This window comes from Mesorhizobium terrae (assembly GCF_008727715.1).
In the GTDB taxonomy this organism is placed as follows: Bacteria; Pseudomonadota; Alphaproteobacteria; order Rhizobiales; family Rhizobiaceae; genus Mesorhizobium; species Mesorhizobium terrae.
The window spans coordinates 1,939,738-1,957,819 of the sequence record NZ_CP044218.1 but is presented as its reverse complement, the minus strand read 5'-3'; the positions used below and the strand labels follow the sequence as shown (position 1 = coordinate 1,957,819).

19 protein-coding genes are annotated in these 18,082 nt (G+C 64.9%); 14 read left to right on the top strand and 5 right to left on the bottom strand.

The annotated features are described in order from the left end of the window. Positions 1-14 precede the first annotated feature (14 nt). The 11 genes from sucC to lpdA all read left to right on the top strand — a co-directional run bounded on the left by sucC (position 15) and on the right by lpdA (position 11,340). Positions 15-1,211 carry an ADP-forming succinate--CoA ligase subunit beta gene (sucC, locus tag FZF13_RS10680; RefSeq protein ID WP_024923175.1) on the top strand — a complete coding sequence of 399 codons (1,197 nt, stop codon included), beginning with the start codon at positions 15-17 and terminating at the stop codon, positions 1,209-1,211. A 25-nt stretch (positions 1,212-1,236) separates the two neighbouring features. Beyond that, positions 1,237-1,734, top strand: a complete 498-nt coding sequence (locus tag FZF13_RS10675) for a DUF1579 family protein (protein ID WP_024923176.1) — start codon at positions 1,237-1,239, stop codon at positions 1,732-1,734. Positions 1,735-1,745: 11 nt separating this feature from the next. Further along, positions 1,746-2,648 carry a succinate--CoA ligase subunit alpha gene (gene sucD, locus FZF13_RS10670; protein ID WP_024923177.1) on the top strand — a complete coding sequence of 301 codons (903 nt, stop codon included), beginning with the start codon at positions 1,746-1,748 and terminating at the stop codon, positions 2,646-2,648. A gap of 104 nt (positions 2,649-2,752) precedes the next feature. After that, entirely contained in the window at positions 2,753-5,740 is a 2,988-nt protein-coding gene (locus FZF13_RS10665) for a 2-oxoglutarate dehydrogenase E1 component (RefSeq protein WP_024923178.1), read from the top strand. A 45-nt stretch (positions 5,741-5,785) separates the two neighbouring features. Beyond that, positions 5,786-7,012: a 2-oxoglutarate dehydrogenase complex dihydrolipoyllysine-residue succinyltransferase gene (gene odhB / locus FZF13_RS10660; RefSeq protein ID WP_024923179.1), complete on the top strand. Its 1,227-nt coding sequence runs from the start codon at positions 5,786-5,788 to the stop codon at positions 7,010-7,012. A gap of 133 nt (positions 7,013-7,145) precedes the next feature. Beyond that, complete coding sequence (locus tag FZF13_RS10655) at positions 7,146-7,550, top strand: MAPEG family protein (RefSeq protein ID WP_024923180.1); 405 nt, start codon at positions 7,146-7,148, stop codon at positions 7,548-7,550. A 28-nt stretch (positions 7,551-7,578) separates the two neighbouring features. Beyond that, positions 7,579-7,992, top strand: a complete 414-nt coding sequence (locus tag FZF13_RS10650; protein ID WP_024923181.1) for an MAPEG family protein — start codon at positions 7,579-7,581, stop codon at positions 7,990-7,992. A gap of 36 nt (positions 7,993-8,028) precedes the next feature. Continuing rightward, entirely contained in the window at positions 8,029-8,664 is a 636-nt protein-coding gene (locus FZF13_RS10645) for a LysE family translocator (protein ID WP_024923182.1), read from the top strand. 7 nt (positions 8,665-8,671) lie between these two features. Further along, positions 8,672-9,157, top strand: a complete 486-nt coding sequence (locus FZF13_RS10640) for a hypothetical protein (protein ID WP_024923183.1) — start codon at positions 8,672-8,674, stop codon at positions 9,155-9,157. After that, positions 9,154-9,909, top strand: a complete 756-nt coding sequence (locus FZF13_RS10635; RefSeq protein WP_024923184.1) for an SDR family oxidoreductase — start codon at positions 9,154-9,156, stop codon at positions 9,907-9,909. Before FZF13_RS10640 ends, FZF13_RS10635 begins: the two co-directional genes overlap by 4 nt. A gap of 24 nt (positions 9,910-9,933) precedes the next feature. Next, positions 9,934-11,340, top strand: coding sequence for a dihydrolipoyl dehydrogenase (gene lpdA / locus FZF13_RS10630; protein ID WP_024923185.1), 1,407 nt, complete (start codon positions 9,934-9,936; stop codon positions 11,338-11,340). An 84-nt stretch (positions 11,341-11,424) separates the two neighbouring features. Here lpdA and FZF13_RS29155 read toward each other — a convergent pair whose 3' ends face one another. Next, a complete protein-coding gene (locus FZF13_RS29155; RefSeq protein WP_024923186.1) occupies positions 11,425-11,712 on the bottom strand; it encodes a hypothetical protein in 288 nt (95 codons plus the stop codon). A gap of 315 nt (positions 11,713-12,027) precedes the next feature. On the opposite strand from FZF13_RS29155, the gene FZF13_RS10620 reads away from it, so the two are divergent. Then, entirely contained in the window at positions 12,028-12,495 is a 468-nt protein-coding gene (locus tag FZF13_RS10620) for a DUF2867 domain-containing protein (protein ID WP_024923187.1), read from the top strand. Between the two features lie 7 nt (positions 12,496-12,502). Here the strand turns inward: FZF13_RS10620 and FZF13_RS10615 are convergent, their stop codons facing one another. Continuing rightward, positions 12,503-13,570, bottom strand: a complete 1,068-nt coding sequence (locus FZF13_RS10615; protein ID WP_024923188.1) for a TraB/GumN family protein — start codon at positions 13,568-13,570, stop codon at positions 12,503-12,505. Between the two features lie 81 nt (positions 13,571-13,651). Continuing rightward, a complete protein-coding gene (locus tag FZF13_RS10610; protein WP_024923189.1) occupies positions 13,652-14,590 on the bottom strand; it encodes a tyrosine recombinase XerC in 939 nt (312 codons plus the stop codon). 69 nt (positions 14,591-14,659) lie between these two features. On the opposite strand from FZF13_RS10610, the gene rimM reads away from it, so the two are divergent. Then, complete coding sequence (gene rimM, locus FZF13_RS10605; protein ID WP_024923190.1) at positions 14,660-15,280, top strand: ribosome maturation factor RimM; 621 nt, start codon at positions 14,660-14,662, stop codon at positions 15,278-15,280. Next, complete coding sequence (trmD, locus tag FZF13_RS10600) at positions 15,277-15,966, top strand: tRNA (guanosine(37)-N1)-methyltransferase TrmD (RefSeq protein ID WP_024923191.1); 690 nt, start codon at positions 15,277-15,279, stop codon at positions 15,964-15,966. The genes rimM and trmD overlap by 4 nt, the downstream gene beginning before the upstream one ends. A gap of 6 nt (positions 15,967-15,972) precedes the next feature. On the opposite strand, the gene FZF13_RS10595 is transcribed toward trmD, so the two are convergent. Next, on the bottom strand, positions 15,973-16,725 hold the full coding sequence (locus FZF13_RS10595; RefSeq protein WP_024923192.1) for a sulfite exporter TauE/SafE family protein: 753 nt from the start codon (positions 16,723-16,725) through the stop codon (positions 15,973-15,975). 216 nt (positions 16,726-16,941) lie between these two features. After that, positions 16,942-17,841: an alpha/beta fold hydrolase gene (locus FZF13_RS10590; RefSeq protein ID WP_024923193.1), complete on the bottom strand. Its 900-nt coding sequence runs from the start codon at positions 17,839-17,841 to the stop codon at positions 16,942-16,944. Positions 17,842-18,082 lie beyond the last annotated feature (241 nt).

Below are 18,082 nucleotides of genomic sequence, written 5' to 3'. Positions count from 1 at the left end.
CGAGGAACGTTCCGATGAACATCCACGAATATCAGGCCAAGCAGGTTCTGAAGGGTTTCGGAGCGCCGGTCGCCGAGGGCGTGCCGGTGTTCCAGGCGGCGGATGCCGAGGCTGCCGCCAAGCGCCTGCCCGGGCCGCTTTATGTGGTGAAGAGCCAGATCCATGCCGGCGGTCGCGGCAAGGGCAAGTTCAAGGAACTGTCCGCCGACGCCAAGGGCGGCGTGCGTCTCGCCAAGTCGATCGCCGAGGTTGTCACCAACGTCAACGAGATGCTCGGCCACACTCTGGTGACCAAGCAGACCGGCCCCGCCGGCAAGCAGGTCAACCGCCTCTATATCGAGGACGGCGCCGACATCGACCGCGAGCTCTATCTGTCGATCCTGGTCGACCGCTCGGTCGGCCGCGTCGCCTTCGTCGTTTCGACCGAAGGCGGCATGGACATCGAGACCGTTGCCCACGACACGCCGGAGAAGATCATCACGGTTGCGATCGATCCGGAGGCCGGCGTTACCGCTGCCGACGTCGCCAAGCTCAACGCTGCGCTGAAGCTTTCGGGCGACGCGGCCAAGGACGGCGAAACGCTGTTCCCGATCCTCTACAAGGCCTTCGTCGAGAAGGACATGAGCCTGCTCGAGGTCAACCCGCTGATCGTCATGAAAAGCGGCCGCCTGCGCGTGCTCGACGCCAAGGTGTCGTTCGACAACAACGCTTTGTTCCGCCACGCCGACATCGTCGAGCTGCGCGACACCAGCGAAGAGGACGAGAAGGAAATCGAGGCGTCGAAATACGACCTCGCCTATGTTGCGCTCGACGGCAATATCGGCTGCATGGTCAACGGCGCCGGCCTCGCCATGGCCACGATGGACATCATCAAGCTCTACGGTGCCGAGCCCGCCAACTTCCTCGACGTCGGCGGCGGCGCTTCGAAGGAAAAGGTCACGGCCGCCTTCAAGATCATCACCAAGGACCCGGCGGTCGAGGGCATCCTCATCAACATCTTCGGCGGCATCATGAAATGCGATGTCATCGCCGAGGGCGTCATCGCCGCGGTCAAGGAAGTCGGCCTGAAAGTGCCGCTGGTGGTGCGCCTGGAAGGCACCAATGCCGAGCTGGGCAAGAAGATCATCAACGAGAGCGGCCTGAACGTCACCTCGGCCGACGATCTCGACGATGCGGCAAAGAAGATCGTCGCCGCGGTCAAGAAGGGCTGAGCGCGGCGTTAAAGCGGCTTTGACCATGAACACGGCGTCTTCCCCAACCCTGTCACCCGACCACCAGCGCCTCCAGGCGCTGGTTGGCGCGTGGCATGGCGAGGAGGAGATTTCGGCCACGCAATGGGCGCCAGCCGGTTCGGCAACCGCCGAGGTTACCGCGCAAGCCGAGTTCGGCGGCCTGTTCGTGATGCAGCGCTATCGCCAGGCTCGCGACGGCAAGACGTCCTTCGCTTCGCACAACATCTTCGGCGTCGACCAGCCGAACGCCACCTGCACCATGCACCAGTTCGATACGATGGGCTTCGTGCCGGCTGAGCCGGCAACCGGAACCTGGGGCGACACCGGACTGGCTTTGGTGAAAAGCTCGCCGCGCGGCGCCGCGCGGACAACCTATCGCTTCGATACTCCCGACAGCTACCGCATGCGCCTCGAATTCAAGGCCGCCGGCAGCGACATCTGGCAAGACATGGTGAACGGCGTCTACCGGCGCGTTTCGCCTTCCTCCATCACCCTCTCGTAAAAAGGTTGGGCATGTCCATTCTCGTCGACAAGAACACCAAAGTCCTGGTCCAGGGCCTGACCGGCAAGACCGGCACCTTCCACACCGAGCAGGCGCTGGCCTATTACGGCACGCAGATGGTCGGCGGCATCCACCCCAAGAAGGGTGGCGAGACCTGGACCGGCGCCAAGGGCGAGGCCTTGCCGATCTTCGCGTCGGTCGCCGAAGGCAAGGAGAGGACCGGCGCCACCGCCTCGGTCGTCTATGTGCCGCCGGCGGGCGCGGCCGAAGCCATCATCGAGGCCATCGAGGCCGAGATCCCGTTCATCGTCTGCATCACCGAGGGCATCCCGGTGATGGACATGGTGCGCGTCAAGGCGCGCCTGGAAAAGTCGAAGTCGCGGCTGCTCGGCCCGAACTGCCCCGGCATCCTGACGCCTGAGCAGTGCAAGATCGGCATCATGCCCGGCAACATCTTCAAGAAGGGTTCGGTGGGCGTTGTTTCGCGCTCGGGAACGCTTACCTATGAGGCGGTGTTCCAGACCACCAATGTCGGCCTCGGCCAGACCACCGCGGTCGGCATCGGCGGCGACCCGGTCAAGGGCACCGAGTTCATCGACGTGCTGGAGATGTTCCTCGCCGACGACGAGACCAAGTCGATCATCATGATCGGCGAGATCGGCGGCTCGGCCGAGGAAGACGCCGCGCAGTTCCTCAAGGACGAGGCCAAGCGCGGCCGCAAGAAGCCGATGGCCGGTTTCATCGCCGGCCGCACGGCGCCCGCTGGCCGCACCATGGGTCACGCCGGCGCGGTGATCTCGGGCGGCAAGGGCGGCGCGGAAGACAAGATCGCCGCGATGGAATCCGCGGGCATCCGCGTATCGCCATCGCCGGCGCGTCTCGGCACGACGCTGGTCGAGGCGATCAAGGGTTAGGCAATGGGCAGTCGGCAATAGGCAGTCGGTTCATTTTCCGATTGCCGACTGCCGAAGACCGACTACCGAAATCAGGAGACGGAGCCGACGCTCCGAGACAACAGATGGCACGACAAGATCAGGCCAACGACCAGTTTTCCCTCACCTCGTTCCTTTATGGCGGCAACGCCGACTATATCGACGCGCTTTATGCCGCCTATGAGGACAATCCCGCCTCGGTCGATCCGCAGTGGCAGGAATTCTTCGCCGCGCTGAAGGACGATGCGTCCGATGTGCGCAGGAACGCCAAGGGCGCATCCTGGGCGCGGCCGTCCTGGCCGCTGACCGCCAATGGCGAACTGGTTTCGGCGCTCGACGGCAATTGGGGCCTGGTCGAAAAGACGATCGAGAAGAAGGTCAAGGAAAAGGCCGTCGCCAACGGCGTCGCCATCTCCGAGGCCGATGTCCATCAGCAGACGCGCGATTCCGTGCGCGCCATCATGATGATCCGCGCCTTCCGCATGCGCGGCCATCTGCACGCCAATCTCGATCCGCTCGGCATCGCCAACCCGCTCGAGGACTACAACGAGCTGTCGCCGCAGAATTACGGCTTCACCGAAGCCGACTACGACCGGCCGATCTTCCTCGACAATGTTCTGGGCCTCGAATTCGGCACCATCCGGCAGATGCTGGAAATCCTCACCCGCACCTATTGTTCGACGCTCGGCGTCGAGTTCATGCATATCTCCGATCCCGAGGAGAAGGCGTGGATCCAGGAGCGCATCGAGGGCACCGACAAGGAAATCTCCTTCACCGCCGAAGGCAAGAAGGCCATTCTGCAGAAGTTGATCGAGGCCGAAGGCTTCGAGCAGTTCCTCGACGTGAAGTACAAGGGCACCAAGCGTTTCGGTCTCGATGGCGGCGAATCGCTGATCCCGGCGCTGGAGCAGATCTTGAAGCGCGGCGGCGCGCTTGGCCTCAAGGAGGTCGTGCTCGGCATGGCCCATCGCGGCCGCCTCAACGTGCTCTCCCAGGTGATGGCCAAGCCGCATCGCGCCATCTTCCATGAGTTCAAGGGCGGCTCCTACGCACCCGACGACGTCGAGGGCTCGGGCGACGTGAAGTACCATCTCGGCGCTTCGTCGGACCGCGAGTTCGACGGCAACAAGGTGCACCTGTCGCTGACCGCCAACCCCTCGCATCTGGAAATCGTCGACCCGGTGGTGATGGGCAAGGCCCGCGCCAAGCAGGACCAGATGGCTGGCCGCGAGCGCGGCGAGATCGTCTCGCTGTCGGAGCGCGCCAAGGTGATGCCGCTGCTGCTGCATGGCGACGCCGCTTTCGCCGGCCAGGGCGTGATCGCTGAAATCCTCGGCCTGTCGGGCCTGCGCGGCCACCGCGTCGCCGGTACGCTGCACTTCATCATCAACAACCAGATCGGCTTCACCACGAACCCGCGCTTCTCGCGCTCGTCGCCTTACCCGTCCGACGTCGCCAAGATGATCGAGGCGCCGATCTTCCACGTCAACGGCGACGATCCGGAAGCGGTGGTGTTCGCCGCCAAGGTGGCGACCGAATTCCGCATGAAGTTCCACAAGCCGGTGGTCGTGGACATGTTCTGCTATCGCCGCTTCGGCCACAACGAAGGCGACGAACCGGCCTTCACGCAGCCGATCATGTACCGCAAGATCCGCACGCAGAAGACCGCCGTGCAGCTTTATGCCGACCGCCTGATCGCCGAAGGCCATATGTCTCAGGCCGATTTCGACAAGATGAAGGCCGACTGGCGCGCGCATCTGGAAACCGAATGGGAAGTCGGCCAGGCCTACAAGCCGAACAAGGCCGACTGGCTCGACGGCGCCTGGTCCGGCCTGCGCTCGGCCGACCAGCAGGACGAGCTGCGCCGCGGCAAGACCGCGGTGCCGGTGAAGACCCTGAAGGAAATCGGCAAGAAGCTGACCGAAGTGCCGAAGGACTTCGAGGCGCACAAGACCATCGCGCGCTTCCTGGAAAACCGCCGCCAGGCGATCGAAACCGGCGAAGGCATCGACTGGTCGACGGCCGAGGCGCTGGCTTTCGGCGCGATCCTGCTCGACGGCAACCCGATCCGCCTGTCCGGCCAGGATTCCGAACGCGGCACCTTCTCGCAGCGCCACTCGGTGCTCTACGACCAGCGCGACGAGACCCGCTACATTCCGCTGAACAATCTGTCGGCCGCGCAGGCCGGCTACGAGGTCATCAACTCGATGCTCTCGGAAGAGGCGGTGCTGGGCTTCGAATATGGCTATTCGCTGGCCGAGCCCAAGGCGCTGACCTTGTGGGAAGCGCAGTTCGGCGACTTCGCCAACGGCGCCCAGGTGGTGTTCGACCAGTTCATCTCGTCGGGCGAGCGCAAGTGGCTGCGCATGTCGGGCCTCGTCTGCCTCCTGCCGCACGGCTATGAAGGCCAGGGCCCCGAGCATTCCTCGGCGCGCCTCGAGCGCTTCCTGCAGCTCTGCGCCGAAGACAACATGCAGGTCGCCAACTGCACCACGCCGGCCAACTACTTCCACATCCTGCGCCGGCAGCTGAAGCGTGACTTCCGCAAGCCGCTGATCCTGATGACGCCGAAGTCGCTGCTGCGCCACAAGCGCGCCGTATCGACCATCGCCGATCTGTCGGGCGAAAGCTCGTTCCATCGCCTGTTGTGGGACGATGCGCAGCTTTTGCCCAACCAGACGATCAAGCTGGTCAAGGATTCCAAGATCCGCCGCGTGGTGCTGTGCACCGGCAAGGTCTATTACGACCTCTACGAGGAACGCGAGAAGCGCGGCATCGACGACATCTACCTGTTGCGCGTCGAGCAGCTCTATCCGTTCCCGGCCAAGGCACTGATCACCGAGCTTTCGCGCTTCCGCAACGCCGAGATGGTGTGGTGCCAGGAAGAGCCCAAGAACATGGGCGCCTGGTCGTTCATCGACCCGTATCTGGAATGGGTGCTCGCCCATATCGACGCCAAGCATCAGCGCGTTCGCTACACCGGCCGCCCGGCCGCCGCTTCGCCGGCCACCGGCCTGATGTCGAAGCATCTGGCGCAGCTCGCCGCATTCCTCGAAGACGCGCTCGGCGGCTGAGCCGGGCTTGATAACTGAACCGAACCGAAAACAACGGACAGGCACATGGCTACCGAAATCAAAGTCCCGACACTCGGCGAGTCCGTCACCGAAGCCACGATCGGCAAGTGGTTCAAGAAGGTTGGCGACGCCATCGCCGCCGACGAACCGCTGGTCGAGCTGGAAACCGACAAGGTGACGGTGGAAGTGCCGGCTCCGGCCGCGGGCACGCTGGCCGAGATCATCGTCAAGGAAGGTGAGACCGTCGGCGTCGGCGCCCTGCTCGGCTCGATTTCGGCCGGTGCGGGTGCCCCCGCCGCCAAGCCGGCAGCCGTCGCCCAGGCGTCCGCGCCGACCGCCGCTTCGACTGTCAAGGAAGCCGTTGCCCAGACCGCCATGCCGCCGGCACCGAGCGCCGCCAAATTGCTCGCCGAAAGCAACATCGCGGTCGACCAGGTTGCGGGTTCCGGCAAGCGCGGCCAGGTGCTGAAGGGCGACGTGCTTGACGCCATTGCCAAGGGCGTTTCCGCCCCGGCCGCGGCGCCCGCCGCCGCCCCGGTTGCCGTGCGCGCACCGTCCAATGCCGACGACGCCTCGCGCGAAGAGCGCGTGCGCATGACCAAGCTGCGCCAGACCATTGCGCGCCGCCTGAAGGAAGCGCAGTCGACCGCCGCCATGCTCACCACCTTCAACGAGGTGGACATGAAGGCGGTGATGGACCTGCGCAGCAAATACAAGGACGTCTTCGAGAAGAAGCACGGCGTGAAGCTCGGCTTCATGGGCTTCTTCACCAAGGCGGTGACCCATGCGCTGAAGGAAATCCCGGCCGTCAACGCCGAGATCGACGGCACCGACATCATCTACAAGAACTTCGCCCATGTCGGCGTCGCCGTCGGCACCGAGAAGGGCCTGGTGGTTCCGGTCGTCCGCAATGCCGACCAGATGTCGATCGCCGAGATCGAAAAGGAAATCGGCCGCCTTGGCCTCGCCGCGCGCGATGGCAAGCTGTCGGTCGCCGACATGCAGGGCGGCACCTTCACCATCTCCAATGGCGGCGTCTACGGGTCGCTGATGTCGACCCCGATCCTCAACGCGCCGCAGTCGGGCATTCTCGGCATGCACAAGATCCAGGACCGTCCGGTCGTGGTCGGCGGACAGATCGTCATCCGCCCGATGATGTATCTGGCGCTCTCCTACGACCACCGCATCGTCGACGGCAAGGAAGCCGTCACCTTCCTGGTACGGGTCAAGGAAAGCCTCGAGGATCCGGAGCGGCTCGTTCTGGATCTCTAAGGCCCCGCTTCCATTTGCTGCGCGGAGAAGATTATTCTCCCTGGCCGGTCGAAACGACCGGCCGGCAAACGACTTTCGCTTGTAACTGATCATGGCGAGGCGCTCCGCGTCTCGCATCAGGGGGACAAGGAATATGGAAGCTGTTGCAGCATCGACTGAAGTCTGGGTTCTTGGCTGGAGCGCCGCGCTCCTGCTCGTACAGGTCATCGCCCAGGCTTCCACCATCGGCGATCTCGGCCCGAAATACCTGTTCAGCGCCCGCGACGAAAACCGCGTCTCGAAAAACGTTTTGGCCGGGCGCCTTCTGCGTGCCTTGCGCAACCTGCTCGAGACCTATCCGGCCTTCATCGCCCTGGTGCTGGCGCTTGCCCTCACCGGCAAGACCGGCGGCATCGCCGCCACCGGCGCGGTGGTGTGGATCGTGGCGCGCGTGCTCTACCTCATTGCTTATGCGGCGGGCATACCTGTCGTTCGCACAGTGATCTGGACCGCCTCCATCGTCGGCCTGGCGATGATGCTGGTCAGGCTGCTCGGCTGACACGGCAAGGGAATTGATCGGGGAAATAATGGAAGCAGCGGCGGCGTCGGTTGAGATTTTGGTCCTGGGCCTGAGCGTTGCGTTCCTGATCGCCCATATCCTGGCACAGGCGCTGGCGCTCGATCTTTCCGGCGATATCAGCGTCAGATATCTGCTCGGCCCGCGCGATCAGGGGCGCCAGACCAACAGCGTGCTGGCGGGACGGCTGACGCGCGCGCTCGGCAACCTGCTCGAAACCTATCCCGCCTTCATCGCGCTGGCGCTGGCGCTAGCCGTCACCGGCAAGACCGGCGGGCTTGGCGCCACCGGCGCATGGCTGTGGTTTGCCGCCAGGATCGTGTATCTCGGTCTCTATGCGGCGGGCGTTCCGGTCCTGCGCACCATCGTATGGTTCGTCTCCCTCCTCGGTCTCGTCTTGATGCTGGTCAGGTTGATGGCTTAGGACTGGGCAGGGCTGCGACGGGCAGGATATCGATCGATGCACTACGTCTATGAATTCCTCGGCCTGATGGCCGTCTTCTCGGTCCTGGTGGTCTCGCCCGGCGCCGATTTCCTGCTCGTCGTGCGGCAAAGCCTGGTGCACGGCCGGCGCACGGCCATTGTCACCAGCTTCGGCATCGGCGCCTCGCTGCTGTTCCACATCGGCTACACCATCCTCGGCATCGGCATCATCGTCGCCAAATCGCTGTTCCTGTTCGGTCTGCTGAAATGGGCGGGTGCGGCCTATCTCGTCTATCTCGGCTGGAAGTCGCTGCGCGCCGACACCTTCGAAATGCCGGACACGGCCGAGGCGACGACGCCGGCCGCGCCGCCTTCGGCATTGCGCTGCTTCCTGCTCGGCTTCGCCACCAATGCGTTGAACCCGAAGCCGGTGCTGTTCTTCCTGTCGCTGTTCACCGCGCTCGTCAGCCACGACACGCCGGCCACGGTGCAGGCGGTCTACGGTCTCTTGATGGCGGCAACGCTGATCCTGTGGTTCGTCGCGGTCTCGTCCTTTTTCACGGTTGCCTCCGTCAGGGCGCGTTTCCTTGCCTGGGGCCGCTGGTTCAACCGCGTCACCGGCGTCATCTTCATTGGCCTTGGCATACGCCTGGCCACGCAGCAGGCGAGCTGAGCGCCGCATGTCGAGGCTGTCGGTCCTGATCCAATCCCTGGCTCTGCTCGGCGCCTCGCCAGCACTGGCGGCGTGCCCGATCGAACTCGCCGTCTATGGCGAGCGCGAGCAGGCGGCGGAGATCGATTTCAGGCCGACCATGGGCTCGGCCACGACCACCAACACCTTCAAGATGGTGGTCGGCAAGGATGTGATGCTGGATGGCGTCGTCTTGTGGAGCGGCGATGCCGCCCGCCCACATGGCTCACTCATGCACCAATGCCCCGAAGGCGACGTCACCGGCGGGGAACTCGCGGCCTGCACCGTCTGGGAAGGCGTGATCTATACGGCCGACGCCAAGGGCGCGGTCGACCTTCTGCCCAATGAGCGCAAGGACGCGCCGGCCACGCTGATCTTCCCCGATCTCGCCGGACAGCTCGGCCGCTCAGCCATCCACGATAAATTGCCCAAACTGCCTTGGGATGTCTTTGCGCTGAAAGGCTGCCAGGAATGACCGCGCCCGGAAAAACCCTGCTCGTCACCGGCGGCAGCCGTGGCATCGGCGCCGCAGTGTGCCGGCTGGCGGCCGGAGCGGGCTACCGCGTCGCGATAAACTACGCCTCCAACCAGGAGGCAGCCGAAACGCTGGTCGCCGAGATCAAGGCCGGAGGCGGCGAAGCCTTCGCCGTCAAGGGCGATGTCGGCGACGAGGCCAACGTGCTCTCCATGTTCGAAACCGTCGACAAGCGCTTTGGATCGCTCGACGCCTTCGTCAACAATGCCGGCGTGGTCGATGCCAAGGCGCGTGTCGACGAACTGAGCGCCGCGCGCCTGGAACGCATGATGCGCATCAACGTCATCGGCTCGATCCTCTGTGCCCGCGAGGCGGTCAGACGCATGTCGACGCTGCGCGGCGGCAAGGGCGGCTCCATCGTCAACCTCTCGTCCGCCGCCGCGTTGCTGGGCTCGCCCGGCGAATATGTCGACTATGCCGCCTCCAAGGGCGCCATCGACACCTTCACCCTCGGCCTGGCCCGCGAGGTCGCCAATGAAGGCGTGCGCGTCAACGCCGTCCGGCCGGGCATCATCGACACCGAAATCCATGCCTCCGGCGGTCAGCCGGGACGCGTCGCGGCAATCCGCGACAGCGTACCGATGAAACGCGAGGGCAAGGCGGAAGAAGTCGCCCATGCCGTGCTCTGGCTTTTGTCGGACGAGGCATCATATACGACGGGCTCGATTGTGAACGTAAGCGGCGGCCGCTGACCGCCCAGCAGGAAGGACAGGACCATGGCTTATGACGTCGTCGTTATCGGATCTGGCCCGGGCGGCTATGTGTGCGCCATCAAGGCGGCGCAGCTTGGCCTGAAGGTGGCCGTGGTCGAGAAGCGCGAGACTTATGGCGGCACCTGCCTCAACATCGGCTGCATCCCGTCCAAGGCACTGCTGCACGCTTCCGAAATGCTGGCCGAGGCGCAGCATTCCTTCGACACGCTGGGCGTCGAGGTCGGCACGCCGAAGCTCAATCTGAAGAAGATGATGGCGCATAAGGACGCGACCGTGGCGTCCAACGTCACTGGCGTCGCCTTCCTGTTCAAGAAGAACAAGATCGACGCCTTCCGCGGCACCGGCAAGGTGGTCTCCGCCGGCAAGGTTTCCGTCACCGGCGAGGACGGCAAGGTCCAGGAGATCGAGGCGAAGAACATCGTCATCGCCACCGGGTCCGACGTCGCCGGCATTCCGGGCGTCAAGGTCGACATCGACGAGAAGGTCATCGTCTCGTCCACCGGCGCGCTGTCGCTGGAGAAGGTGCCCGGTCATCTCGTCGTGGTCGGCGGCGGCGTCATCGGCCTCGAGCTCGGCTCGGTCTGGTCCCGCCTCGGCGCCAAGGTCACCGTCGTCGAATATCTGGATTCCATTCTCGGCGGCATGGATGGCGAAGTGTCCAAGCAGTTCCAGCGCATGCTGGCCAAGCAGGGCTTCGAGTTCAAGCTGGGCGCCAAGGTCACCGGCGTCGCCAAGGCCAAGAAGGGCGCGACGGTCACGTTCGAACCGGTCAAGGGCGGCGCGGCCGAGACCATCGAGGCCGACGCTGTGCTGATCGCCACCGGCCGCCGGCCCTACACCGACGCGCTCGGTCTCAAGGAGGCCGGCGTTGAACTGGACGAGCGCGGCCGCGTCAAGACCGACAACCATTGGCGCACCAACGTGCCCGGCATCTATGCCATCGGCGACGTCATCGCCGGGCCGATGCTGGCGCACAAGGCCGAGGACGAAGGCGTTGCCGTGGCCGAAAGCATCGCCGGCCAGGCCGGTCATGTGAACTACGACGTCATCCCGAGCGTGGTCTACACCAGCCCCGAAGTCGCCTCGGTCGGCAAGACCGAAGAGGAACTGAAGAAGGCCGGCATCGACTACAAGGTCGGCAAGTTCCCCTTTACCGCTAATGGCCGCGCGCGCGCCATGCTGCACACCGACGGTTTCGTGAAGATCCTGGCCGACAAGGCCAGCGACCGCGTGCTCGGCGTGCACATCCTCGGTTTCGGCGCCGGCGAGATGATCCACGAGGCGGTGGTGCTGATGGAGTTCGGCGGTTCTTCGGAAGACCTCGCCCGCAGCTGTCACGCCCACCCAACCATGTCGGAGGCGGTCAAGGAAGCGGCGCTCGCCACCTTCTTCAAGCCAATTCACCTGTGAGGTCGCGGCGCGCGCCGCATCCTCGCTTCGCCCAAAAAGAAACGGCCCGCTTTTTAGCGGGCCGTTCTGTTTTCTGGTGTCCGGTTATTGAGCCGGAGCAGCCGGAGCCGGGTTTGCAGGCGCCGGCGCGGTCGTAGCGGGTGCCGGAGTTGCCGGAGCGGGAGCAGCCGGCTTGGCCGGTTCGGCGGCGGGCGCCGCCGGTGCCGGAGCAGGCGTGCTGGCTGCCGGAGCCTCGGCCGGTGCCGTGTGCTCGCCACCGCTGCGGCCGAAGACGAAATACGCGACGACGGCCAGAACGACGATTACGAGCGCGATCAGCCAGCTGCTGCCGCCACCACCGGAGCCGGAAGAGCTGTTGGATGAATCCGCCATGGGAAGTCCTCCTGGGAGAAAGTTTTCAATCAATGCCAATCAACGCGTCGCGCGTGATTGTGTGTAAAATTTAGAAGGTGCATGGGACCAAAACAACGACGGGACCATGAAAATCACCGTATCACCCAGCTTTTTCAGCTGCGGATCGGCGAAAACGCGCTTTTTTCAGCCCACGGCGGGTTTTTCTGCTGCGGAAAATCATGACGCGCCGAACAATCGAATCAAATGGCCAGCGACGTTTCGTCAGCTCGTTCTGGCACCGAAACGATACTATTTTCGGCTGGTTACAAGCTGGCTTCAGCCGGAGCGACCAATATGGCAACAGTGCAGGGTCTTTCGGACTATGCCGGGATATTGCCCGGTGCCAATTTCTTCGACAGCTTCGCGATCGAAATCGCCGGTGAGCAGCTCGACGCGCGAACGGCGGCGGAGCGCGTGATGTCGCGCAGGCCGGCCTGGGTCGACTGGTTGCTGGCGCTGCGCAACATCCTGGTCGGCCCCTTCGGCCTGAAGACCGGGCCCGTCGACATGCCGGCCGACCAGGAGGTGATCGGCCTGTTTCCGCTGATCAGCGAAAGCCCGTCCACCGTGGTGCTCGGTCTCGACGATCGGCATCTCGATTTCAGGCTGGTGGTGAAAGTCGACGCGTTGAGCGGCAGCAGGCAGTCGATCAGCGCTTCGACGCTCGTCGCCACGCACAACCTACTCGGTCGCGCCTATCTGGCCACCATCATGCCGTTCCACCGCGTCATCGTGCCGGCGATGCTGGCGCGGGTCGCCTGAAGGGCGATCAGTTCGCCGCCGTGACGGTGTAGCCGGCCTTGCGGAAATCCTCGACCAGTCCTTCCGCGCCGGGCAGATGCAGCGCGCCGACGGCCATGAACACATTGCCCTTGGCCAGGATCGGCAAGGCGCGCTCGGCCATCACCGTATTGCGCTTGTTCACGATGGCTTCCTCGAAGGCCGAATAACCTTCCTCGTCGCCCGCCACATCCGGCAGCGTTGCCCGAAACAGCGGCCAGATCATGCCGATGTCGCCGCGCTGGTAGAGCACGATCATCGTCTCCGACACGTCGTTGATCTTGTCGCCGAGCTTCAGCGTCTCCACCAGCCCCTTGATGTGCTGCTGCATCGGCAGCGAGGCCATGGCGCGCAGCTGGTCGGTGGCCGTCTCCAGCCCCTCCAAGCCCTTGCCGGACGCCTTGGCCTGTTCCGCCAGCTTGACGTCGAGCACCGGGGCACCGGCGCTCTTGCGGGCCATCTCGCAGGCCGGCAGCGAGACCATCGCCGACAGCATCCATGGTTTCATCTTGGCGACGCTCGCCGCCGGAATGCCGCGCGCATCGAGGCCGCTCTCCAAGATCTTGGCATCCTCCGGCGGCAGCAGCGACGTCAACGTCGTGCCGTCGGTGAACATCATCAAATCAGGCTCCCTGGCCAGGGCCCCCATCATCTTGCCCTGGTCGAGCACGTCGGTCGTCTCGATGATGACCGTATTGGCGCCGTCGAAAGCCTTCTGCGCCGCCTCCGGCAGGGTCACCACGCGCGGGTCGGTCATATGCATGGTGCCGAACAGCCAGGATGGCTTCTCGCCGGGCTTTTCCAGCCTCCACAACCGGCCCTTGCCGTTGGGCACGGCGGCCGCCTCCTTTTCGATCTTCGCATAGGTGGCGGGATCGCTCTTCTGCAGCGCGGCGACCATATCGGCGCCGCTGCACGACACCATCTCGGCATGCGCGCGGCCGGCGGCCAGCAGCGCCACGATCAGGAAGGACAGGAACAGAAGCACGTTGACCGCCGCGAGCAGCTTCAACGACAGATGCGCGACACGGTCGGTCTTGGTCGGAACGAGATGCATGCCAATCGTTCTAGGCGCCAAAGGCGGCAAAACGGTTAACCGCGCGATGAAAATTGTCACCGCCCGCTGGCAAGCCGGGGCTCAGGCGCGGGGATGCGCGGCTTCGTAGATATCGAGCAGGCGGGCGGTGTCGACGCCGGTATAGATTTGCGTCGTCGACAGCGAGGCATGACCGAGCAGTTCCTGGATGGTGCGCAGGTCGCCGCCGCGGCCGAGCAGATGCGTGGCGAAGGAATGCCTGAGCGCATGCGGCGTCGCCGTCTCCGGCAGGTTCAGCGCCGAACGCAGCTTCACCATCTCGCGCTGGATGATCGCCGGATTGAGCGGGCCGCCGCGCGCGCCGCGAAACAGCGGCCCGTCCGCGCCCAGACGATAGGGGCAGAGCTTGCGGTATTCGGCGATCGCCTGGAAGGCCACCGGCAGCACCGGCACCAGCCTGGTCTTGCCGCCCTTGCCGGTGACACGCAGCACCGTCTCCGAACTATGCGCGAGATCGGCCCCGGTGAGGCCGAGCGCCTCGGAAATGCGCAGGCCCGAACCGTAGAGAAGCGTCAAGACGGCGGCGTTGCGGGCTGCGATCCACGGTTCTTCGGCAAGCTGTTCGCCGGCCGAAACCACGCGCCGCGCATCCGCCGCGGTCAGCGGCTTGGGCAGCGATTTCGGCTGTTTCGGCGCGCGCAGTGCCACCGCGCCCGCCGCATTCACCAACCCGCGCCGTTCCAGGAAACGCAGCAGCGAGCGCACACCGGCCAGCCCGCGCCCCAAAGTGCGGGCGCCGGCGCCTTCATTGCGGCGCAGGGCGAGGAAACCGCGAAAATCGGCCGGGCGCAGCGCCGCGACATCGGCGATGCCCGGCGGACCGCCGCAATGGCCGGTCAAAAATTGCAGGAACTGGCGGGTGTCGCGCTCATAGGCTTCCACCGTCAGCGCCGACAGCCGGCGCTCGCCGGCCAGTGCCTTCAGCCAGCTTTCGCGAGCGGCCTGGAGGTCCGGTTTGGCGGCGATGAGGAATTCCTGCATTGGCAGAACAGGCCCGATTGAATAAGGCAGTATTTGCCGATCAGGTTAGCAAGCGATGAAGCGCAGGCGATGAGCAAACCGAAAAATCCGATCCAGATGGCCGTCATCGGTGCCGCGCACGGCATCAAGGGCGAGCTGCGCGTGAAGACCTTCACCGGCGACCCGCTGGCGCTCGCCGACTACGGACCGCTCTACGCCAGGGACGGCCGCGCCTTCGAGATCACCGATATCCGACCCGCCAACGAGGTGGTTGTGGTGCGCTTCAAGGGCGTCAGTGACCGCAACGCCGCCGAGGCGCTGACCGGAACGGAACTGTTCGTCGACCGCTCGGCGCTGCCCGACGATGGCGACGAGGACGAATTCTACCATGCCGACCTGGTCGGCCTCGCGGTCAGGGACGATACGGGTGCCGTCATCGGCAAGGTGGCGGCGGTGCAGAATTTCGGCGGCGGCGATATTCTCGACATTACGCTCGGCTCCCGCAAGGGCGTGCTGGTCCCGTTCACCCACGCCGCCGTGCCGGAAGTTTCGATTGCAGATGGCTTCGTGCGCCTCGACCCGGTCGCGGCCGGTCTTGTCGAGGATGAGGACGGCGACGGCGAACCGAACATCGGCCCGGCGCCCGGCGACGACGGTTTCGATGCGAAGCGCCGCCCACGCGGTCCGAAAGGTGCCGGGGGCAACCGGTGAGCTTCGCCGCTTCGGTTCTCACCCTCTATCCGGAGATGTTTCCGGGCGCGCTTGGCCTTTCGCTGGCCGGCCGCGCGCTGGAGCGGGGCGACTGGTCGCTCGACGCCGTCCAGATCCGCGACTTCGCCACCGACAAGCACCGCACGGTGGACGACAGCCCGGCCGGCGGCGGCGCCGGCATGGTGATGCGCGCCGACGTGCTGGCCCGTGCCATCGATCGCACCGGCCCGCAGGGCGACCCGCGCCCGAAGCTTTTGATGAGCCCGCGCGGAAAACCGCTGACCCAGGCGCGCGTGCGCGAACTGGCGGCCGGGCCGGGCGTCATCATCCTGTGCGGCCGTTTCGAAGGCGTCGACCAGCGGGTCATCGAGGCGCGCAACCTGGAAGAAGTCTCCGTCGGCGATTTCATCCTGTCCGGCGGCGAGCCGGCGGCGCTGGTTCTGCTCGATGCAGTCGTGCGGCTCCTGCCCGGCGTCATGGGCAACGAGCGCTCCGGCGAGGAGGAGAGCTTCGAGAACGGCCTGCTCGAACACCCGCACTACACCCGCCCGCAGGAATTCGAGGGCCGGCAAATCCCCGACGTGCTGATCTCGGGCAATCACGGCAAGATTGCCCAATGGCGGCACGAGCAAGCGGAAAAGCTGACGGCCGAACGCCGGCCGGATTTGCTGGCAGGCAAATCCTGAAGGCGCCTACGCCTTCAGGAAATAATACGCCGCCAAAAACAGCCCGACGGCGATGACGAAGATACGCACCGCGTTCTGCGGCACGCGCTTGGCGATCCACACGCCAAGGTAACCGCCGAGCGCCACGGCCGGGATCATCACCAGCGCCTGCGGCCATGACACCACGCCGCCCGACACGAAGATCAGGATGGCGACGGCGGCAATGACGATGGAGAACATGTTCTTCAGGGCATTGAGGCGGTGGTAGTCGCCGCTTTGAGTGAGGCCCAGCGTCGCCAGCATCATCACCCCCATGCCGGCGCCGAAGAAGCCGCCATAGACGGCGGTGGCGAACTGCATCGCGGCACCCGCGACGGACCCGACGGCGGCCGGTTGGCCGGGTTTCGGTTTCGGCTTCAGCCATGGCCCGGCGGCGAACAGCGCGGTGGCGGCGATCAAGAGCCACGGCACCATGGCGCGGAACGACGGATTGTCGAGCGCCAGAAGCAAAAGCGCGCCACCCAGCGCGCCGATAGCCGAAACGATGCAAAGCAGCACGGCGCTGCGCCAGATCGCCCTAATGTCGCTCCAATAGGCCAGCGTCGAGGTGATGTAGCCGGGAAACTGCGTGATCGACGACGTCGCATTGGCCGCGATCGGCGGAATGCCAAGCACGCTCATCGCCCCGAAAGTGAGAAAGGTGCCGCCGCCAGCGACGGCATTGACGATGCCGGAAAGCAGCCCGGCGACGAAGAGGATGGCTGCGTCGATGAACGTCAAGGCGTCGGTAAGCCCCTGTCGCAAGCAATGATGCGAGGTTTAGTGTCTGAATCAAAAAACCGCTAGGCCGAGGCGAAAATGGTGGTTTTCGAGCATCGGAGCGGAGCGTACATAAAGTACGCGAGCACCGAAGCGCAGAAAAGCGCCGTTTGCAGCCCGGCATCGCGACTTTTGGATCAGACACTTACGGGCCGCATCGCCTTTGCGCAAGCAAACTCAGCCCTTGCCGAGCAGCTCCAGCAATGCCTGCGCCGTCGCCCGGGGTGCCTCCTGCGGAATGTTGTGCCCGACGCCCGGCAGAATGCGCCGTTCGAACGGGCCGGAAAACTGGTGGCCGTCTTCCTCGTCCGGCGGGCCGACGCCGTCGTCGGCACCGCACAGCGATATGGTCGGCACCGAAATCAGCGGTTGTTCGGCCAGCCGGTCCTCGACGGGCTGCAGGATGGGATCTCCCGGTGCGTAGCCGTAGCGGTGCCGGTAGGAATGGATGACGATGTCGACGAAATCGGGATTCTGGAAGGAAGCGGCCGACAGCGCGAAGGCATCGTCCGTGAACGCCCAGGTGGGCGACCACAATTTCCACAACAGCCGGGCCAGCGCGTCGCGGTTTTCGGTCAGACCGCGCACGCCGCGCGCCGAATGGAAATAATACTGATACCAGTAGCGGTGCTCGGTCTCGGGCGAGGCCGGGTTCACGGAAGCGGGGATGTTCTGGATGTTGTAGCCGTCGCCGGTGACCAGGCAGCGCGCCCGCTGCGGCCAGAGTGCCGCAACGATGCAGGCGGCGCGCCCACCCCAGTCGTAACCGGCCAGCGACGCCTTTTCGATCGACAGCGCATCCATCAGGTCGACGAGGTCCAGCCCCAGCGCCGCCTGCTGGCCAGAGCGCATCGTCTCGGAAGACAGGAACCGCGTCGCCCCGTAGCCGCGCAGATAAGGCACGATGACACGATGCCCCTGCGCCACAAGGAGCGGCCAGACCTCGTCATAGCAGCGCGGATCGTAGGGAAAGCCATGCAAGAGGACGATTGCGTCGCCGCCGGGCTCGCCATGCTCCTCATAGGCGATGTCGAGCATGGTGGCGCGGGCGAAGCGGATAGGGTAGGGTCCGGTCATAGGCGAGCTCCCCATAAGACCGCCTTTTTTGGCATTCTGGTGCTATTTGACCAACCGGCCACGCTAAAAAATAGCGTTGGACAGGTGACAAGAGCGCGAAATAGCGCTATGTGCCGCGCCGAACCGGACAAGCATCGTCCGGACCCGTCAACTATGGCGGTGTAGTCGCCCCTGCCTGACATCCTCGGATGAAGGGCATAACCGAGCGGTCCCGGAAGTCGATTTCAGGAACTGCAAGGCG